Source organism: Roseateles sp. UC29_93, from assembly GCF_042695725.1.
In the GTDB taxonomy this organism is placed as follows: Bacteria; Pseudomonadota; Gammaproteobacteria; order Burkholderiales; family Burkholderiaceae_C; genus Roseateles; species Roseateles noduli_A.
Map to the genome: position 1 here is coordinate 293,307 of NZ_CP170545.1, position 17,982 is coordinate 311,288.

16 protein-coding genes and 2 pseudogenes are annotated in these 17,982 nt (G+C 66.4%); 2 read left to right on the plus strand and 16 right to left on the minus strand.

Annotated elements, in window-relative coordinates; all coding sequences use genetic code 11:
* Positions 1–9: 9 nt before the first annotated feature.
* From ACFJIX_RS01315 to ACFJIX_RS01345, 7 genes and pseudogenes are all read right to left on the minus strand, one after another.
* Entirely contained in the window at positions 10–225 is a 216-nt protein-coding gene (locus ACFJIX_RS01315; RefSeq protein WP_377157152.1) for a hypothetical protein, read from the minus strand.
* A gap of 283 nt (positions 226–508) precedes the next feature.
* On the minus strand, positions 509–1,243 hold the full coding sequence (locus tag ACFJIX_RS01320; protein ID WP_377157155.1) for an amino acid ABC transporter ATP-binding protein: 735 nt from the start codon (positions 1,241–1,243) through the stop codon (positions 509–511).
* Positions 1,244–1,253: 10 nt separating this feature from the next.
* Positions 1,254–1,919, minus strand: coding sequence for an amino acid ABC transporter permease (locus ACFJIX_RS01325; RefSeq protein ID WP_377157157.1), 666 nt, complete (start codon positions 1,917–1,919; stop codon positions 1,254–1,256).
* A 1-nt stretch (position 1,920) separates the two neighbouring features.
* Positions 1,921–2,654, minus strand: a pseudogene (locus ACFJIX_RS01330) (amino acid ABC transporter permease).
* Positions 2,655–2,732: 78 nt separating this feature from the next.
* Complete coding sequence (locus tag ACFJIX_RS01335; protein WP_377157159.1) at positions 2,733–3,626, minus strand: amino acid ABC transporter substrate-binding protein; 894 nt, start codon at positions 3,624–3,626, stop codon at positions 2,733–2,735.
* A 177-nt stretch (positions 3,627–3,803) separates the two neighbouring features.
* Complete coding sequence (locus ACFJIX_RS01340) at positions 3,804–4,733, minus strand: LysR substrate-binding domain-containing protein (RefSeq protein WP_377157161.1); 930 nt, start codon at positions 4,731–4,733, stop codon at positions 3,804–3,806.
* Positions 4,734–4,744: 11 nt separating this feature from the next.
* Complete coding sequence (locus tag ACFJIX_RS01345) at positions 4,745–6,622, minus strand: ABCB family ABC transporter ATP-binding protein/permease (RefSeq protein WP_377157162.1); 1,878 nt, start codon at positions 6,620–6,622, stop codon at positions 4,745–4,747.
* A gap of 98 nt (positions 6,623–6,720) precedes the next feature.
* Between ACFJIX_RS01345 and ACFJIX_RS01350 the strand changes: the two genes are divergently transcribed.
* Both ACFJIX_RS01350 and ACFJIX_RS01355 read left to right on the plus strand, forming a co-directional pair.
* Positions 6,721–7,197 (plus strand): acyl-CoA thioesterase, encoded by a 477-nt coding sequence (locus ACFJIX_RS01350; protein ID WP_377157163.1) that lies wholly within the window; start codon positions 6,721–6,723, stop codon positions 7,195–7,197.
* A 251-nt stretch (positions 7,198–7,448) separates the two neighbouring features.
* A complete protein-coding gene (locus tag ACFJIX_RS01355) occupies positions 7,449–8,789 on the plus strand; it encodes a dicarboxylate/amino acid:cation symporter (protein WP_377157165.1) in 1,341 nt (446 codons plus the stop codon).
* A 69-nt stretch (positions 8,790–8,858) separates the two neighbouring features.
* Here the strand turns inward: ACFJIX_RS01355 and ACFJIX_RS01360 are convergent, their stop codons facing one another.
* The 9 genes and pseudogenes from ACFJIX_RS01360 to ACFJIX_RS01400 all read right to left on the minus strand — a co-directional run bounded on the left by ACFJIX_RS01360 (position 8,859) and on the right by ACFJIX_RS01400 (position 17,975).
* Positions 8,859–9,215 carry a hypothetical protein gene (locus tag ACFJIX_RS01360; protein ID WP_377157167.1) on the minus strand — a complete coding sequence of 119 codons (357 nt, stop codon included), beginning with the start codon at positions 9,213–9,215 and terminating at the stop codon, positions 8,859–8,861.
* Positions 9,216–9,561: 346 nt separating this feature from the next.
* On the minus strand, positions 9,562–9,810 hold the full coding sequence (locus ACFJIX_RS01365; protein WP_377157169.1) for a hypothetical protein: 249 nt from the start codon (positions 9,808–9,810) through the stop codon (positions 9,562–9,564).
* 217 nt (positions 9,811–10,027) lie between these two features.
* On the minus strand, positions 10,028–10,789 hold the full coding sequence (locus ACFJIX_RS01370; RefSeq protein ID WP_297524543.1) for an enoyl-CoA hydratase: 762 nt from the start codon (positions 10,787–10,789) through the stop codon (positions 10,028–10,030).
* Positions 10,790–10,873: 84 nt separating this feature from the next.
* Positions 10,874–11,518: an alpha/beta fold hydrolase gene (locus ACFJIX_RS01375; RefSeq protein WP_377157170.1), complete on the minus strand. Its 645-nt coding sequence runs from the start codon at positions 11,516–11,518 to the stop codon at positions 10,874–10,876.
* A gap of 4 nt (positions 11,519–11,522) precedes the next feature.
* Complete coding sequence (locus tag ACFJIX_RS01380) at positions 11,523–11,726, minus strand: hypothetical protein (RefSeq protein WP_377157171.1); 204 nt, start codon at positions 11,724–11,726, stop codon at positions 11,523–11,525.
* 170 nt (positions 11,727–11,896) lie between these two features.
* A pseudogene (locus ACFJIX_RS01385) lies at positions 11,897–13,112 on the minus strand (acetyl-CoA C-acyltransferase).
* A gap of 26 nt (positions 13,113–13,138) precedes the next feature.
* Positions 13,139–15,535 (minus strand): 3-hydroxyacyl-CoA dehydrogenase/enoyl-CoA hydratase family protein, encoded by a 2,397-nt coding sequence (locus ACFJIX_RS01390; protein ID WP_377157172.1) that lies wholly within the window; start codon positions 15,533–15,535, stop codon positions 13,139–13,141.
* Between the two features lie 79 nt (positions 15,536–15,614).
* Complete coding sequence (locus ACFJIX_RS01395) at positions 15,615–16,088, minus strand: DUF2147 domain-containing protein (RefSeq protein ID WP_377157173.1); 474 nt, start codon at positions 16,086–16,088, stop codon at positions 15,615–15,617.
* Positions 16,089–16,184: 96 nt separating this feature from the next.
* Complete coding sequence (locus ACFJIX_RS01400) at positions 16,185–17,975, minus strand: acyl-CoA dehydrogenase C-terminal domain-containing protein (RefSeq protein ID WP_377157175.1); 1,791 nt, start codon at positions 17,973–17,975, stop codon at positions 16,185–16,187.
* Between the last annotated feature and the right edge of the window lie 7 nt (positions 17,976–17,982).

Here is a 17,982-nt window from a genome sequence, read left to right on the forward strand (position 1 = left end):
GGGATTGTCTCACCGCCCCAAATGCACGCCCGCCAGCACCATCAGCATGACGATGCCCATACCGCTCAGTCCGCCCACGAACAGGTTCCAGAGACTGCCACGGAGGTGGCGCCATCGACGCGCCGACGCCAGCTCCATATCGATCTCATCCATCTTGGTCTGGAACTCCTGCCGGGTCACCGGCTGTTGAGACCTCGGAAGGGTGTGGTGGTCTTGCATGTTCATTCAGATCTCCTTGGTTGGTGCCAGGCGTTGCCGGGCGGATCTCCCGCACGATGTCATCGCGCCTCGTGCGGCTCGCCGCACAGTCCGGTCGAATCGCGAAGACACCGATTGTCGGGATCCGACCGCCGCTCGTCACTGACCTCAACCAGGGGTCTTCCGCTCATGCATGCCGTGGACGAGTGACAACCCCTCCGCCTTCCGGTGAAGGCCGGAAAGCACGAAGGCCCGCACCTTGCGGGGCGGGCCTTCGTGGCGGTACGCGGGACGCCAGCGGCGTCCGGGATCAGTGCTGCAGGATCTTCGCCAGGAAGTCCTTGGCGCGCGGCGAACGCGCCTCCGGATCGCCGAAGAATTCGTCGCGGGTGCAGTCCTCGATGATCTTGCCGGCGTCCATGAAGATGACGCGATGGCTGACCTTGCGCGCGAAACCCATCTCGTGCGTCACGCACATCATGGTCATGCCCTCGTTGGCCAGCTGGACCATCACGTCCAGCACCTCGCCGACCATCTCCGGGTCCAGCGCCGAGGTCGGCTCGTCGAACAGCATCACGATCGGATCCATCGACAGCGCCCGCGCGATCGCCACGCGCTGCTGCTGACCGCCCGAGAGCTGGCCCGGGAACTTGTCCTTGTGCGCCATCAGGCCCACGCGCTCCAGCATCTTCAGGCCGCGCGTCTTGGCGTCCGCCATGTTGCGGCCCAGCACCTTCACCTGCGCCAGCGTCAGGTTCTCCGTCACCGACAGGTGCGGGAACAGCTCGAAATGCTGGAACACCATGCCCACGCGCGAGCGCAGCTTGGGCAGGTTGGTCTTGGGGTTGGTCAGGCTGGTGCCGTCGACGACGATGTCGCCCGCCTGGATCGGCTCCAGCGCGTTGACGGTCTTGATCAGCGTGGACTTGCCCGACCCCGACGGACCGCACACCACCACCACCTCGCCCTTCTGGATGTTGGTGGAGCAATCGGTCAGCACCTGGAACGGGCCGTACCACTTGGAGACGTTCTTGATTTCGATCATGGAGCGGACCTCAGCGGATGATGGCGATCTTCTTCTGCAGCCGGCGGACCAGCATGGACAGGCTGAAGCAGATCACGAAATAGACAGCGGCCGCGACCAGGTAGGTCTCCATCGGCCGGTTGAAGTTCGAGCCGGCGGACACGAAGCCCTTCAGCAGGTCGTAGGCGCCGATCGCGTAGACCAGCGACGTGTCCTGGAACAGCACGATCGTCTGCGTCAGCAGCACCGGCAGCATGTTGCGGAAGGCCTGCGGCAGCACCACCAGGCTCATGGTCTGGCGGTAGGTCATGCCCATCGCGTACCCCGCGAAGACCTGCCCCTTGGACACCGACTGGATGCCCGCGCGCATGATCTCCGAGTAGTAGGTCGCCTCGAACAGCGTGAAGGTGATCAGCGCCGTCTTCTCCGCGCCCAGCGGACCCGCGATGTACGGGATCAGCAGGAAGAACCACAGGATCACCATCACCAGCGGGATCGAGCGCAGCGTGTCGACGTAGATCGCCGCCGGGCGCTCCAGCCACCACTTGCCCGACAGGCGCATCAGCGCCAGCACCGTGCCCAGCACGATGCCGCCGATCATGGCCGAGACGGTCAGCTGGATCGAGAACCACAGCCCCTTGGACACGAACGAGACCAGGACATCCCAGGTCAGGAACGAGAAATCGAGTTGCGTCATGTCACTTCGCCCCCAGGATGCCGGGCACGCGCACGTACCACTCGATCACCTTGGCCACGCGGTTGATCGCGTAGGCCGAGACGAAATACAGGATGGTCACCGGCAGGAAGATCTGCACGAAGCTCGACTGCTCCGACGCCTGCAGCGAGAACTGCGCCAGGTCGGGAATGCTCACCGCGAAGGCGACCGCCGAGTTCTTGACGATGTTCATGCTCTCGCTGGTCAGCGGCGGGATGACGATGCGGAACGCCATCGGCAGCAGCACGTGGCGATAGGTCTGCGGCAGCGTCAGCCCCAGCGCCTGGCCCGCGTAACGCTGGCCCTTGGGCAGCGTCAGGATGCCGGCCTTGACCTGCTCGGCGATCCGCGCCGAGGTGAACAGCCCGATCGCGATCACCACCAGCACGCTGGGCGGCATGTCCAGCACCGGGAACAGGCGCGGGATCACGTGGTACCAGACGAAGAGCTGGACGATCAGCGGAATGTTCCGGAACAGCTCCGTCCAGGATTCCCCGAACATCGCCAGCTTCCTGTTCGGCACCGTGCGCAGCACGCCGATCAGCGATCCGGCCACCAGCGCGACCAGCAGGCCGGCGACCGAGACGAACATCGTCCACCCCCAGCCGTGGATCATCGCGTCCAGGTAGGTCTCATAACCGGGGCCCCGAAACACTTCGGCGCGGCCTCCCCGGTCACCATGTCTGTGCAGTACAACTGCCAATCCCAGCTCGCCATGGCGTGCTCCATCCATCAAAACGAAAGCCTGTTGCGACAAGGCGCCCCGCGGGGCGCCTTGTACTCAGGCGAGGCCGATCACTTCTTGAGGTATTCCTCGACCGGCTTGTCGTTCGGGTTCGCCCACGCGTCCTTGGTCGCCGCCGTGGCCGGCAGGCCGACCTTGGTGTTGGTCGGCGGGATCGGCTGCGTGAACCACTTGTCGTACAGCTTGGCGATGTCGCCGGACTTCATCAGGCCCTTGATGCTGTCGTCCACGGCCTTCTTGAAGGCCGGGTCGTCCTTGCGGATCATGATGGCGATCGGCTCGACCGACAGCACTTCACCCACGATCTTGAAGCCCGCCGGATTGCGCGACTTGGCGATGTTGCCGGCCAGGATCTGGCCGTCCATCACGAAGGCGTCGGCACGGCCCGACTCCAGCAGCAGGAAGCTGTCGGCGTGGTCCTTGCCCAGCACTTCCTTGAAGTCCACGCCGGTGGCGCGCTCATGCTTGCGCAGCAGCTGGACCGAGGTCGTGCCGGTGGTCGTCGCGACGGTCTTGCCGTTGAGCTGGGCGATCGTGGTGATGCCGGAATCGGCCTTCACGGCGATGCGCACTTCCTCGACGTAGGTCGTGACGGCGAAAGCCACGTCCTTCTGGCGCGTCAGGTTGTTGGTGGTGGAACCGCACTCGATGTCCACGGTGCCGTTCTGCACCAGCGGCACGCGGTTCTGCGAAGTCACCGGCAGGTACTTGATGTCCAGCTTGGCCAGACCCAGCTGCTTCTGGACGTCGGCCAGCACGCGCTGGCAGATCTCGACGTGGTAGCCCACGTACTTGCCATCGCCGAGCGTGTACGACAGCGCGCCCGAGGACTCGCGCACGCCCATGGTCACGCTGCCGGTGTCCTTGATCTTCTTGAGCGTGTCGGCCTGCGCCACGCCAACCAACGCAGCGCCAAGGGCCAGTACCAGCAATGCCTTCTTCATAGATGCTCCTGCTTTGTTCGGATTCAAAAAGCGGATTCGAGGGAGGTTCGAACGGTGGTCCCCCCAACCGGCAGAGCAGACCATGACCGGTCGCTTTGCTGGGTAGGGAGTATCACGCATCTCGACTTGTTGCGTGGCTTACGTATGCAGGTTCCGTGCCTGGTTGAGCTATCGAGGTCAGGGGGCGATTTTCTCGGCATGGGTCAGGAAGTTCCACAGCGCCTGCGCGACCGGCTTGACCCGCCGCGTCGACCCCTGCCGCTCGCGGTACATGCGCAGCTCCATGTTGAGTTCGTACTGGCCGGGCTCGGCCGCCCGTACCAGGCGGCGCGCCTTCACTTCCTTCTTCACCGAGCTCGCCGGGAGGAAGGCCAGCCCGTGGCCCTCGATGGCCATGGCCTTGAGGCTCTCGGCCATGTCGGTCTCGAAGACCGACTCGAAGTCGAGCGGTTGCGCCGCGCCCTTGACGATCAGTTCCACCAATCGCCCGAGGTAGGCGCCCGAGGCGTAACTGAGGAACGGGATCTTCTGCCCCGGGTGTCCGGAAATCCGGAACATCGGCGCGCCGCTTGTGTCAGCTTTCGCATACGCGGCCAGCGTCTCGTGGCCGAGCGAGACCGACTCGTAACGCTCCGGGTCCAGCTGCAGCGGCTGGCTGGGGTGGTGGTAGACGACCAGCAGGTCGCAGTTGCCTTCGCTGAGCTGCAGCGTCGCGTCGTGGACGTTGAGCGCGTTGAGCCGGCACTTCACCTCGCCGAAGCGCTGGCGCAGTTCCATCAGCCAATGGGGGAAGAAGCTGAAGGACAGCGAGTGCGGGACGGCGAACTCGATCATGTCCTGCCCCGCCGACTGATGGCTGCGCAGCATGTTGCGCGTCGCCTGTAGGTTGCCGAGCAGGTCGACGGCCTGGCCGAGCAGCGTCTCGCCGGCGGCGGTGAGCCGCGTCGGATAGGACGAGCGGTCGACCAGATCGACGCCCGCCCAGGCCTCGAGCGCCTGGATGCGGCGCGAGAACGCGGGCTGCGTGACATGCCGCAGTTGGGCCGAGCGGGAGAAGCTGCGCGTCTCCGCCAGGCTCACGAAGTCTTCAAGCCATTTGGTTTCCACGGCGCGGGAGTTTATCCCTGCGGATCCTGTCGGTCCTGCCCGTCCTGCTGAAGGGCCCACATCTGGGCGTAGCGGCCGCGTTGCGCCAGCAGCGCCGCGTGCGTGCCGCGCTCGACGATGAGACCCTGCTCCATCACCAGGATCTCGTGCGCGTCGACCACAGTGGACAGCCGGTGCGCGATGACCAGCACGGTCTTGTCCTGCGCGGCGGCCTCGAGCTCGGCCTGGATGGCGCGCTCGTTGCGCGAGTCCAGTGCCGACGTCGCCTCGTCGAAGATCAGGATGGGCGGGTTCTTCAACAGCGTGCGCGCGATGGCCACGCGCTGCTTCTCGCCGCCGGAGAGCTTCAGGCCGCGCTCGCCGACCATGGTCTGGTAGCCCTGGGGCAGATGGCGGATGAAGTCGTGGATGTGCGCGGACTTCGCGGCGGCCTCGATCTCCTCGGTCGTCGCCTCGGGCCGGCCGTAGGCGATGTTGTAGGCGATCGTGTCGTTGAACAGCACCGTGTCCTGCGGCACGATGCCGATGGCGCGGCGCACGCTGTGCTGCGTGACCTCGGCCAGGGACTGATCGTCGATGGCGATGCGGCCCGACTGCGCGTCGTAGAAGCGGTAGAGCAGCCGCGCCAGCGTGCTCTTGCCCGAACCGCTGGGGCCGACGACCGCGACCTTCTTCCCCGCCGGGATCTCCAGGCTCACGCCCTTGAGGATGGGGCGCTGCGGCTCGTAGGCGAAGTGCACGTCATCGAAACGCACCGCCGCGCCGCTCACGCGCAGCGACTGCGCGCCGGGCGCGTCGGCGATCTCGCGCTCGCGGGCCAGCAGGCCGAACATCTTGTCCAGGTCGGTCAGGCTCTGCTTGATCTCGCGGTAGATCACGCCGAGGAAGTTCAGCGGGATGTAGAGCTGGATCATGAACGCGTTGATCATCACGAGATCGCCCAGGCTCATGCGGCCGTCGACGACGCCCTGTGTCGCGCGCCACAGCATCGCCACCAGCGCGACCGCGATGATCACCTGCTGCCCGCTGTTGAGCAGCGACAGCGTCCGCTGCGACTTCAGCTGCGCGCGGCGCAGGCGCTCGAGGCTCTGGTCGTAGCGCGCGGCCTCGAAGTCCTCGTTGTTGAAGTACTTCACCGTCTCGTAGTTCAGCAGCGAGTCGATCGCCTTGCTGTGCGCGTGCGAATCGAGCTCGTTGAGCAGGCGGCGATACTTGGTGCGCCACTCGGTGACCACGATCGTGAAGCCGATGTAGAACACCAGCGCCGCGCCGGTGATCCAGGCGAAGAGCACGTCGAACTTCACCGCGAGCAGGCTGAGCACGAGCACGACCTCGACCAGCGTCGGGAAGATGCTGTAGAGCGAGTACGAGATCAGCGCATGCACGGCGCGCGTGCCGCGCTCGATGTCGCGGGTCATGCCGCCGGTCTGGCGCTCGAGGTGGAAGCGCAGGCTGAGGTCGTGCAGGTGACGGAACACCTGCAGCGAGATGCTGCGCGAGGCGCCCTCGGTGGCCTTGGCGAAGATCAGCTCGCGGGCCTCGGTGAACAGCGAGGTGCACAGCCGCAGCAGGCCGTAGGCCACCAGCAGCCCGACCGGCACGACCATCAGCGCCTGCGCGCTGCCGGCGGGGATGTCGAGGCTGTCGACGAGCTGCTTGAGCAGCAGCGGCACGCCGACGTTGGCCAGCTTGGCGGCGACCATGAAGGCCAGCGCGATGCCGACGCGCCAGCGGTAGCGCCAGAAGTACGGGAGCAGGCGGGCGATGGTGTGCCAGTCGCCGCGCGCTTCGGGCGCGGCGGTGGACGCGGCGGCGCCTTCGGGCAGCGGCGCGGACGGGGACGGGGCCGAGGGAGTCGGCGTGGTGCCGGCGAGTGTGGAACGGCGCATGGAGAGGGGGCGTGGGCCTGCCGTGGAGTCGGGCATCCGCCCTGGCGAGGGCGGACATGCTGGACGACAATGCCGCTCATTGTCACCGTTTGGCCATCATGAGCGACTCCACCGATCCGAATGCCCCCGCCAGCACCGCCGGCCCCGCCGGCCCCGCCGCGCACCCGTCGGGCGCGCCCCTGCTGTCGCCCGAGACCATCGGCCCGCGCGAGCTCGTGATGCGCGTGATGCCGATGCCGGCGGATGCCAACGGCAATGGCGACATCTTCGGCGGCTGGATCATGGCGCAGGTCGACCTGGCCGGATCGGTGCTGCCGGCGCGCATCTCGCGCGGCCGGATCGCGACGGTGGCGGTGAACCAGTTCATCTTCAAGCAGCCGGTGTCGGTGGGCGACCTGCTGAGCTTCTACGCGCAGGTCACGCGGATCGGACGCACGTCGATCACGGTGCACGTCGAGGTCTTCGCCGAGCGCAACCCGGCCAATCCGCATGTGGTGAAGGTGACCGAGGCCAACCTGACCTACGTCGCGATCGATCGCGACGGCAAGTCGCGCGTCTTCGGCGAAGCGGTCTGATCGCCGCCCGGGCACGACACGCTGCGCCTGGCCCCGTGGCCGTCCTCGTTGCCCGTTGGTGAACGGCGCGGCCCCGCAATGGGGCCGTCCGGCTGGCCTGCGCCCCGTGGTGCGAATGGGCATTCGCGCACCAGGGTTAGTACGTAGATCCCGCAGCATCGAAAAAACCTCGGGTGGGATACTGCCCGGCCAGGGTGCGCAGACACGCCGGTGACGGCGCCTGCGGCCACCCGCAACCGGAGCCGTATCCCATGCTGACCCCCTCCGCTTCCGCCGCGCCGGCCGAGTCCGTGCCGTGGTATCGCCACCTCTACCTGCAAGTCATCATCGCGATCGCGATCGGCATCACGCTCGGCTATTTCGAGCCCGCCTTCGCCGTCAAGCTGCAGCCGCTGGGAGACGCCTTCATCAAGCTGGTGAAGATGATCATCGCGCCGGTGATCTTCCTGACCATCGTGACCGGCATCGCCAGCATGACGCAGCTGAGCGCGGTCGGCCGCGTGTTCGGCAAGGCGATGGTCTATTTCCTGTTCTTCTCCACGCTGGCGCTGATCGTCGGCCTGGTCGTGGCCAACGTCGTGCAGCCGGGCGCCGGCATGAACGTCAACGTGGCGGACCTGGACCAGAAGGAAGTGCACCGCTACGTCGAGAAGACGCACGACCTGACCCTGGTCAGCTTCCTGATGGACGTGATCCCGAAGTCGCTGATCGGCGCGCTGGCGGACGGCAACATCCTGCAGACGCTGTTCGTCGCGGTGCTGTTCGGCATCGCGCTCGCGCTGACGGGCGACCGTGGCAAACCGGTGCTGACCTTCTTCGAGTCGCTGACCGCGCCGGTGTTCCGGATGGTCCACATCCTGATGAAGGCCGCGCCGATCGGCGCGCTGGGCGCGATGGCGTTCACCATCGGCAAGTACGGGCTGGCCTCGCTGCTCAACCTGGGCATGCTGGTGGGCAGCTTCTACCTGACCTCGCTGTTCTTCGTGCTGGTGATCCTGGGCATCGTGGCGCGGCTGTGCGGCTTCTCGATCCTGAAGCTGATCCGCTACCTGAAGGCCGAGCTGCTGCTGGTGCTGGGCACCTCGTCGTCGGAGTCCGCGCTGCCGTCGCTGATGGAGAAGATGGAGAAGGCGGGCTGCAAGAAGACGGTGGTGGGGCTGGTCGTGCCGACGGGCTACTCGTTCAACCTGGACGGGACCAACATCTACATGACGCTGGCGGCGCTGTTCATCGCGCAGGCGACCAACACCGAGCTGACGCTGACCCACCAGATCACGCTGCTGCTGGTGGCGATGCTGAGTTCCAAGGGCGCGGCGGGCGTGACGGGCGCGGGCTTCATCACGCTGGCGGCCACGCTGTCGGTGGTGCCGGAGGTGCCGGTGGCCGGCATGGCGCTGATCCTGGGGGTGGACCGTTTCATGTCGGAATGCCGGTCGCTGACCAACTTCGTCGGCAACGCGGTGGCGACGATCGTCGTGTCGAAGTGGGAGAACGCGCTGGACCACGACGCGCTGGACCTGGCGCTGTCGGGCAAGACCGTCGATCCGGACGATCTGCCGGTGCGCGTGGCCGGACCGGCCGAGACCGCGTGAGCGATCGCGCGGCATGAACGACAACGGGCCTCGCGAGCCCGTTGTTCTTTCTTCTTCGTGCGGTCGGCGTCATGGCGAGGCCCTCACGCGAGGTTTGCTGGCGGTGCGCGCTTGGACGGCGCGGGCCATTGCCGCATCGGCCTCCGCCAGTTCCTCATCGCTGAGCAATGCAGCGCCTACGCCCTCCGGAAGAAACCAACCGAGCACACACTGCTGATCTCGCACAGCCAATTGGATGTGCGTACCCGAGCGGAATTCGGTGCCGTCCAAAATCGGCCGTCCCTGATAGAAGGCGGCACGAACGAGTTGCCAAGACGGATGTCCATCCCGTTCACGCATTTCGTGCCCGATGTTGAACACCGCGCAGTCCAGCCCGCGCAGCAACATGGATTCATCCTCGGCGTCAGCAGGTCGATTGACCGGCATGGGCGTCCGGACAGGTTCTGCGCGACCCTGAGTTCGGCCATGGCGGACTGGTACTCCCGCCGACCGGACAGCGTCGTCATGTCCCAGCATTGAGAGACACAGAGCACCGCGCCAACGACGGCAGGAGAAACAATGGGGCGCGCCGAGTAGAGCTTGGAAGCCTGCTGGCGTGAAGCCTCCGCAAAACCCAACGCACGCTCTGCATCCCCTTCAAAGAAATACACACCGTCCCCAAGCCAGTCATAGCGATTGGCGGATGGCGTGAGTCGCGCGAGTCGCCCCTTCACCAGCCTGTCGCGAACCGTGATATCGCAGCCGTGGAATGCGAGGATCAACTGCCCCTGGTTCATTGATACCTCGGCATCAGGTTCCCCTCGTCGTCGATGATGCCGGCCTTCTTGGCCAGTTCGAACGCCACCTCCGGCGAATGCACCTTCAAACTGTCTTCGCGCGGCAGCCCAAAGGTGCCGACCTTGTGCGCCCAGCTCGGCGGCTCGGTCACTTTCGCCGACGCCTTCGCGACCTGCCCGCAGCGCTCGCACAGACTTTTGCGCTTGGCCGGCTTCGCGCTCTTTCCATTCGACTTCTTGCTCATCAGGACTCGCTCCAATCAACAGAGGAGTGCTCATGATTTCAAGGCGGCGTGATCGCGCCAATCGCACGTTGTCGTGCAGTTGGCGCTCTCGGTGACTCGGTCAAGTGGTGCCAATTGCGCGAATGAGGGTTGTCCGTCGACGGCATCCCGCAGAAAGCAGAAAGCAGAAAGGGCGCCCACGGCGCCCTCTCGTTCAGTGCGGCATCGCCGCGCCCGATCAGAACTTCGAGAAGTCCGGCTGGCGCTTCTGGAAGAAGGCCTGGAAGGCCTCCATCGCCTCGGGGCTGCGCAGGCGCGCGCCGAAGATCTCGGCCTCGGCCTGGATCGTCGCCAGGAGCTCGTCCTTCGACGAACGGCGCATCAGCTGCTTGCTCTCGCGCACGGCGCTAGGGGGCAGCTTGTTGAAACGCTCGGCGATGCGGCGCGCATGCGCCACGACTTCGCCCGCCGGCAGCACCGCGTTGGCGACGCCGCATTCCACCGCCTGCTCGCCGGTGAAGGGATCGCCCAGCAGGATCTTCTCGGCCGCGCGGCGCGGGCCCATCAGGCGCGGCACCAGCAGGCTCGAGCCGAATTCCGGCACCAGGCCCAGGCTCACGAAAGGCATCGCCAGTCGCGCGTCGTCGGCCACGTAGACGAAATCACAGTGCAGCAGCAGCGTCGTGCCGATGCCGATCGCCGCGCCGTTCACCGCCGCCACGATCGGCTTGTCGCAGCCCACCATCGCCCGCATGAACTGGAACACCGGCGCGTCCTCGTCCCGCGGCGGGCTGCCCATGAAGTCCTCGATGTCGTTGCCCGAGGTGAAGATCTGCGGTTGACCCTGGATCAGCACCGCGCGCACGGCGTTGTCGGCGTTGGCCGTGACCAGCGCGTCAGCCATCTCCTGGTACATCGCGCGGGTCAGCGCGTTCTTCTTTTCCGGTCGTGCGATCTCGATGGTCTGCACGCCGTTCACGATGGCGGTCTTGATGCTCATGAAGCACTCTCCTCGTTAGGTCTGCCTTCCGCCTGCTGCCTCATGCAGTCCGGCAACGGATGGTGTTCGGATGAATGGACGCGATCATGCCAGCCACGCGCTCACCTGCGGCCACAGGCTGCGCTCGAATCGATCGCGGAAGAAGCCGAAATGGCCGATGCGACGCTCGCCGATGTCCTTGGGGGCGATGCGGCGCATCTCCGGACGCGCGCCGGCATAGAAGCCGTGCAGCGACTCGGTGTTGCGACGGGACATGAACTCGTCGTCGGTGAAGGCCAGCGAGAGCATCGGCACCGACAGCGACGCGTACTGCGCGCGCAGCGCGTCGCCACCCTCACCCATCATGTACTCGCGGTCCAGGCACCAGCGTCGCCATTGCGCCATCACGCCGCGCGGCAGGTCGCCGACCTTGCGCAGCTTGCGGCCGGGGAAGTAGCCGAAGGTCGGCAGCGTGAGCGGAACGACCACGTACCAGAGCCACCACACGTAGCGGCGCAGGCCGATCGAGTTCTCGCGCCAGTAGCCGCTGCCGCAGCCCACCGTCACGGCGCGAGACACGCGGGAACGGTTGGGCAGCATGCCGAGGATCTGGCCGCCAAGGCTGTGGCCCAGCCAGTGGATCTCGCGTCGGTCGCCGAGCAGTCGGTCGAGGTGCGACAAGGCCGCGGCGGCGTCGCGCTCAGCCCAGGTGTGGATGTCGGCTTCCAGCCCTCGCAAGGACCGCTTCATCGCGTCAGGACGCGAAGCACCCGATGCCGCGATAGTCGAAGCTCAGCACCAGCCAGCCCTGCTCCGCCATCCAGCGCGCGAAGGCCGCGTAGTACCGCTGCTCGACACCCATCGCCGGAGCGATCAGCAAGCCCGCCTTCGCGGTCGCCGCTTCGCCGTAGAGATGGCCTCGCAATTCGAAGCCGTCTTCCGCTCGGAAACTGATCATCGCGATCTCCCCGGTGCTGGTTGGCGTCCTTCTCAGGGCGCCTACCTGCGTCTGGCCAAGCGCGGGCTCTCCACGCAGCAGGGGGCATCCCTCCGGGAACCCCCAGCAGCATTCCGGCCCCAGCGAATCTCTTGGACTCGCGAAGACCGTACTTGAAGACCGAGCGCTTCTTACAGGCGCTCGATGATGCCCGCCGCGCCCTGGCCGGCGCCGACGCACATGGTGACCATGCCGTACTTGCCACCGGTGCGACGCAGACCGTGAATCACGGAAGCCGCACGGATCGCGCCCGTCGCGCCCAGCGGGTGGCCCAGGGCGATCGCGCCGCCGTTGGGGTTCACCTTGGAACGGTCCAGCACGATGCCCTTGCTGTCCAGGTCGTTCAACACCGCCAGCGATTGCGCAGCGAAGGCTTCGTTCAGCTCGATCCAGCCCAGGTCCTCGGCCTTGATGCCGGCCAGCTTCAGCGCCGCCGGAATCGCCTCGATCGGGCCGATGCCCATGATCTCGGGCGGCACACCACCGCACGGCGAAGGAGACGAAACGCGCCAGCGGGGTCAGGCCGAAACGCTTCACGGCCGCTTCCGACGCCACGATCAGCGCGCCCGCACCGTCCGAGGTCTGCGAGCTGTTGCCGGCCGTGACGCTGCCCTTGGCGGCGAACACCGGCTTGAGCTTGGCCAGACCTTCCATCGACGTGTCCTTGCGCGGGCCTTCGTCGGTGTCGACGATGCGGCTCTTGACGATGACCCCGTCACCGTTCAGGTCCGGCTGGCGGTCCTTCAGCTCGAACGGGGTGATCTCGTCCTTGAAGTAGCCGCCTTCGATCGCGGCCAGCGCGCGGCGGTGCGACTCCAGCGAGAACTCGTCCTGCGCCTGGCGCGAGACCTTCCACTTGTCGGCGACCTTCTCGGCCGTCAGACCCATGCCGTAGGCCAGGCCGATGTTCTCGTCGCGTTCGAAGATCGCGGGCGGGAACGAGGGCTTGTTGCCGCCCATCGGGACCATGGACATCGATTCGACGCCGCCGGCGATCATCACTTCGGATTCGCCGATGCGGATGCGGTCCGCCGCCATCGCCAGGGCGGTGATGCCCGAGGCGCAGTAGCGGTTCACCGTCACGCCGCCGACCGTGTTCGGCAGGCCCGACAGCACGGCCGCGACGCGCGCGATGTTCATGCCCTGCTCACCTTCGGGGAAGGAGCAGCCGATGATGGCGTCCTCGATCACCGACGGGTCCAGGCCCGGCACCTGGGCCATGGCGGCCTGGATGACGCGCGACAGCATCTCGTCCGGACGGGTGTTCTTGAAGTAGCCCCGGCCCGACTTGCCGATGGGCAGGCGGGTGGCGGCGCAAATGTAGGCGTCTTGAACTTGCTTGCTCATGATGTGTTCCTTGTGTGCCGCTCGGATCAGTTGCGGACCGGCTTGCCGGTCTGCAGCATGCCCATGATTCGCTCTTGGGTCTTCGGATGCTCGAGCAGGCTGCAGAAGTGCTTGCGCTCCAGCGACATCAGGTATTCCTCGGTCACCAGCGAACCGGCTTCCACTTCACCGCCGCACACCACGTCGGCGATCAGCGAGGCCAGGTGGAAGTCGTGCGCGCTGATGAAGCCGCCGTCACGCATGTTGGCCAGCTGGGCCTTCACGGTGGCGATGCCGGAACGGCCGGCGACCGGGAACTTGGCCTTGAGCGGGGCGCGGTAGCCGGAGTCCGCCATCGCCTTGGCCTGGGCCGTGGCGACGAACAGCAGCTCGTCCTTGTTGGGGACGATGATGTCGCTGTCGAGCAGGTAGCCCAGCTTCTGCGCTTCCAGCGCGGAGGTCGCCACCTTGGCCATCGCGGCGTTGGTGAAGCCGTCCTTCAGGAAGGCGAAGATGTCCGCGTTGGCATTGCCGGCCGAGGCCATTTCCGCGGCGCGGCGCGCGATGTAGGTCAGGCCGCCGCCGCCCGGGATCAGGCCGACGCCCACTTCCACCAGGCCGACATACGACTCCATGTGCGCGACGCGGCGGGCGCAATGCACCGCCAGTTCGCAGCCGCCGCCCAGCGCCAGGCCGCGCATCGCGGCGATGACCGGGACGCTGGCGTAACGCACGCGCAGCATCATGTCCTGCAGCTTCTTCTCTTCCGGAGCGATGCCCTTGGCGCCCTTGGTCATGAAGACCGGCATCAGCGCTTCGAGGTTGGCACCGGCGGAGAACACGTCGTCCGGCGACCAGATGACCAGGCCCTTGTACTTGGCCTCGGCGATCTCGACGGCCTTGAGCAGGCCTTCCGTCACCGTCGGGCTGATCAGGTGCAGCTTGGCGTTGATCGAGGCGATCAGCACTTCGCCGTCCAGCGACCAGACGCGGACTTCCTCGTTCTTGAACTCTTCGGTGCCGGCCTTCAGCGGCTCGACGGCGCCTTCGCCGACCAGCGCTTCGGGGAAGGCCTGGCGCTCATAGACCGGCAGCTTGGCGCGCGGCTTGAACTTGCCTTCGGCGGCGCTCCACGAGCCGTCCTTCGAGTGCACGCCGCCGTTCTCGGCGACCGGGCCTTCGAAGACCCAGGCGGGCAGCGGCGCGCTCGACAGCGTCTTGCCGGCGTCGATGTCGGCCTTGACCCACTCCGCGACCTGCTTCCAGCCGGCGGCTTGCCACAGCTCGAACGGGCCCTGCTGCGAGCCGAAGCCCCAGCGCATGGCGAAGTCGATCTCGCGCGCGGTGTCGGCCACGGTGTCCAGGTGCACGGCCACGTACTGGAACGAGTCGCGCAGGATGGACCACAGGAACTGGGCCTGCGGGTTGCTCGATTCGCGCAGCAGCTTGATGCGGTCGGCGGCCGGCTTCTTCAGCATGCGCGCGACGATCTCCTCGGCCTTGCCGCCGCCGGCGACGTATTCACCGGTGGCGAAGTCCAGGCGCTGGATGTCCTTGCCGACCTTCTTGTAGAAGCCCGCGCCGGCCTTCTGGCCCAGCGCGCCCTTCTCGATCAGGCCCGCCAGCACCTTGGGCGTGGCGTAGGTCGAGTAGAAGGGGTCATCCTTCAGGTTGTCCTGCATCGTCTTGACGACGTGGGCCATCGTGTCCAGGCCCACCACGTCCGCGGTGCGGAAGGTGCCCGACGAGGCGCGACCCAGCTTCTTGCCGGTCAGGTCGTCGACGACGTCGACGGAGAGGCCGAACTTCTCCGCCTCGATCATCGTGGCCATCATGCCGGCGATGCCGACGCGGTTGGCGACGAAGTTGGGCGTGTCGTTGGCGCGCACGACGCCCTTGCCGACCGCCGAGGTCACGAAGCTCTCGAGCTGATCGATGACTTCGGGGTTGGTGGTCGGCGTGTTGATCAGCTCGACGAGGTACATGTACCGCGGCGGGTTGAAGAAGTGGATGCCGCAGAAGCGCGGCTTGATCGATTCCGGCAGGACTTCCGACAGCTTGGTGATCGACAGGCCCGAGGTGTTGGACGCCACGATCGCGTGCGGTGCCACGAAGGGCGCGATCTTCGTGTACAGGTCCAGCTTCCAGTCCATGCGCTCGGCGATGGCCTCGATGATCAGGTCGCAGTCCTTGAGCAGCTCGAGGTGTTCCTCGTAGTTGGCCTGCTGGATCAGCGCGGCGTTCTCGGCCACGCCCAGCGGCGCCGGCTTGAGCTTCTTCAGGCCCTCGACGGCCTTGGTGACGATGCCGTTCTTCGGGCCTTCCTTGGCGGGCAGGTCGAACAGGACGACCGGCACCTTCACGTTGACCAGATGGGCGGCGATCTGCGCGCCCATCACGCCGGCGCCGAGCACGGCCACCTTGCGAACTTGGAATCGACTCATGGTTTCTCCAATGAACATCCCGAGGATGTAGGAATGTGGTTTGTACGGCGCGCTCATGTCGGCGCGTCCATCGATCGCTTTATTCGACGCGGATCCAGGTCTGCGTGCGGCCCAGCATCGGCATGCCGACGAAACCGCGGACCTCCAGCTTCTTGCCTCCGTCGACCGGACGCAAGCGGACGCGATAGACCTTGCCGTTGCCCGGGTCGAGGATGTCGCCGCCGTCCCAGAGCGCGGCGTCGCCGACGTTCTTCTTGACGCCGCGCAGGATCGTCAGCCCGATGATGGGCTGGCCCTTGCGCTCGTCGCTGCATTCGTCGCACTTGGCGTCCTGCTTGCCCGGATCCGTGATCTTCTCGATCTTGCCGGAGAGCACGCCGTTGGTCTCGCTGATGCGGACCGTCGAACGCTCCTGCTTGGTGTCGTCGTCGATGGTCTTCCAGACGCCGACCGGCGTGGTGGCGGTCGCCGCCGGCGCGGAGGCCTGCGCGAGCGCCAGGTTGGCGGACAGTCCGAGGCCCAGGGCGACGGCGGTGGCGAACAGCGGTTTCATCGTGTCTCTCTCCGATCTTTTATTTGGGAACGCAGCGGCGGACGCGCCAGGGGGAACGCGGGCGCCCCGCTCGAGGAGGCGCCCGTGACGCTGTCCTTAGAACAGCGCCTCGTCCATTTCCATCAGCGGGCTCAGACCGGTGCGCGCGGTGCGGATCAGGCTCGCGGTCTCGGGCAGCAGCTTGGCGAAGTAGAAGCGCGCCGTCGCCAGCTTGGCGGTGTAGAACGGATCGCCGCTGTCCTTCTTCTCCAGCGCCAGCTTGGCCATGCGCGCCCACATGTAGGCGAAGGTCAGGTGACCCACGACGCGCAGGTAGTCCACCGCGGCGGCGCCGACTTCATCGGGGTTCTGGAAGGCCTTCATGCCGATCTCGGTGGTCAGCTTGGTGACCTTGTCGCCGATGTCGGCCAGCGGGTTGATGAACTCCTGCATCGCTTCGCTGGTGCCCTCTTCCTCGACGAACGCGGCGATCTTCTTGCCGAACTTCTTCAGCGTCGCGCCGTTGTTGCCCAGGATCTTGCGGCCCAGCAGGTCCAGCGACTGCACGGTGTTCGTGCCTTCGTAGGTCATGTTGATGCGCGAGTCGCGCACGAACTGCTCCATGCCCCACTCGTGGATGTAGCCGTGGCCGCCGAAGACCTGCATGCAGTGCGAGGTGGCGATCCAGGCGTTGTCCGAGATGAAGGCCTTGATGATCGGAGTCAGCAGGGCGACCTCGTCCTCGCAGGCCTTGGCCTCGTCGGCGTCGTCGCTGCTCAGCGCCTTGTCGAGCTGCAGCGCGGTGTAGGCCGACAGCGCGCGGCCGCCTTCGGCGTAGGCGCGCGCGGTCAGCAGCATCTTGCGGACGTCGGGGTGGACGATGATCGGATCGGCCGGCTTGTCCGGCGACTTCGGGCCCGACAGCGCGCGCATCTGGATGCGGTCCTTGGCGTAGACGACGGCGTTCTGGTACGCCACTTCGGTCAGGCCCAGCGACTGGTTGCCGACGCCCAGGCGGGCGGCGTTCATCATCACGAACATCGCCTGCAGGCCCTTGTTGGGCTGGCCGACCAGCGTGCCGACGGCGCCGTCCAGCACGATCTGCGCCGTGGCGTTGCCGTGGATGCCCATCTTGTGTTCCAGGCCGCCGCAGTAGACCGGGTTGCGCTCGCCCAGCGAGCCGTCGGCGTTCACGTTGAACTTCGGCACGATGAACAGCGAGATGCCCTTGGAGCCTTGCGGCGCGTCCGGCAGGCGGGCCAGCACCAGGTGGACGATGTTCTCGGCCAGGTCGTGCTCGCCGGCGGAGATGAAGATCTTCTGGCCGGTGATCTTGTAGGTGCCGTCGGCCTGCGGCTCGGCCTTGGAGCGCAGCAGGCCCAGGTCGGTGCCGCAGTGCGGCTCGGTCAGGCACATCGTGCCGGTCCACTCGCCGGAGGTGAGCTTGGGCAGGTAGGTGGTCTTCTGCTCGGGCGTGCCGTGCGCATGCAGCGCTTCATACGCGCCGTGGCTCAGGCCCGGGTACATGGTCCAGGCCTGGTTGGCCGAGTTCATCATCTCGTACATGAACTGGTTCAGCAGGACCGGCAGGCCCTGGCCGCCGTACTCCGGGTCGCACGACAGCGAGGGCCAGCCGCCCTCGACGTACTGCGCGTAGGCTTCCTTGAAGCCCTTGGGCGCCTTGACCTCGTGCGTGGTCTTGTCCAGCGTGCAGCCTTCCTGGTCGCCCGACAGGTTGATCGGGGTCAGGACTTCCGACGCGAACTTGCCGCCCTCTTCCAGCACCGCGTTGATGGTGTCCTCGTCGACCTCCGCATGCGCGGGCAGCAGCTTCAGCTCGTCGACTGCGTGCAGCAGCTCGTGCAGCACGAACTTCATGTCGCGCAGGGGCGGGTTGTACTGAGGCATGGGGGTC

Bases quoted from the DNA above. Each gene is read 5' to 3' on its own strand.
- ACFJIX_RS01315 (WP_377157152.1), bottom strand. From the start codon at position 225: ATGAACATGCAAGACCACCACACCCTTCCGAGGTCTCAACAGCCGGTG.
- ACFJIX_RS01320 (WP_377157155.1), bottom strand. From the start codon at position 1,243: ATGATCGAAATCAAGAACGTCTCCAAGTGGTACGGCCCGTTCCAGGTG.
- ACFJIX_RS01325 (WP_377157157.1), bottom strand. From the start codon at position 1,919: ATGACGCAACTCGATTTCTCGTTCCTGACCTGGGATGTCCTGGTCTCG.
- ACFJIX_RS01335 (WP_377157159.1), bottom strand. From the start codon at position 3,626: ATGAAGAAGGCATTGCTGGTACTGGCCCTTGGCGCTGCGTTGGTTGGC.
- ACFJIX_RS01345 (WP_377157162.1), bottom strand. From the start codon at position 6,622: ATGCGCCGTTCCACACTCGCCGGCACCACGCCGACTCCCTCGGCCCCG.
- ACFJIX_RS01350 (WP_377157163.1), top strand. From the start codon at position 6,721: ATGAGCGACTCCACCGATCCGAATGCCCCCGCCAGCACCGCCGGCCCC.
- ACFJIX_RS01355 (WP_377157165.1), top strand. From the start codon at position 7,449: ATGCTGACCCCCTCCGCTTCCGCCGCGCCGGCCGAGTCCGTGCCGTGG.
- ACFJIX_RS01360 (WP_377157167.1), bottom strand. From the start codon at position 9,215: ATGCCGGTCAATCGACCTGCTGACGCCGAGGATGAATCCATGTTGCTG.
- ACFJIX_RS01365 (WP_377157169.1), bottom strand. From the start codon at position 9,810: ATGAGCAAGAAGTCGAATGGAAAGAGCGCGAAGCCGGCCAAGCGCAAA.
- ACFJIX_RS01370 (WP_297524543.1), bottom strand. From the start codon at position 10,789: ATGAGCATCAAGACCGCCATCGTGAACGGCGTGCAGACCATCGAGATC.
- ACFJIX_RS01375 (WP_377157170.1), bottom strand. From the start codon at position 11,518: ATGAAGCGGTCCTTGCGAGGGCTGGAAGCCGACATCCACACCTGGGCT.
- ACFJIX_RS01380 (WP_377157171.1), bottom strand. From the start codon at position 11,726: ATGATCAGTTTCCGAGCGGAAGACGGCTTCGAATTGCGAGGCCATCTC.
- ACFJIX_RS01390 (WP_377157172.1), bottom strand. From the start codon at position 15,535: ATGAGTCGATTCCAAGTTCGCAAGGTGGCCGTGCTCGGCGCCGGCGTG.
- ACFJIX_RS01395 (WP_377157173.1), bottom strand. From the start codon at position 16,088: ATGAAACCGCTGTTCGCCACCGCCGTCGCCCTGGGCCTCGGACTGTCC.
- ACFJIX_RS01400 (WP_377157175.1), bottom strand. From the start codon at position 17,975: ATGCCTCAGTACAACCCGCCCCTGCGCGACATGAAGTTCGTGCTGCAC.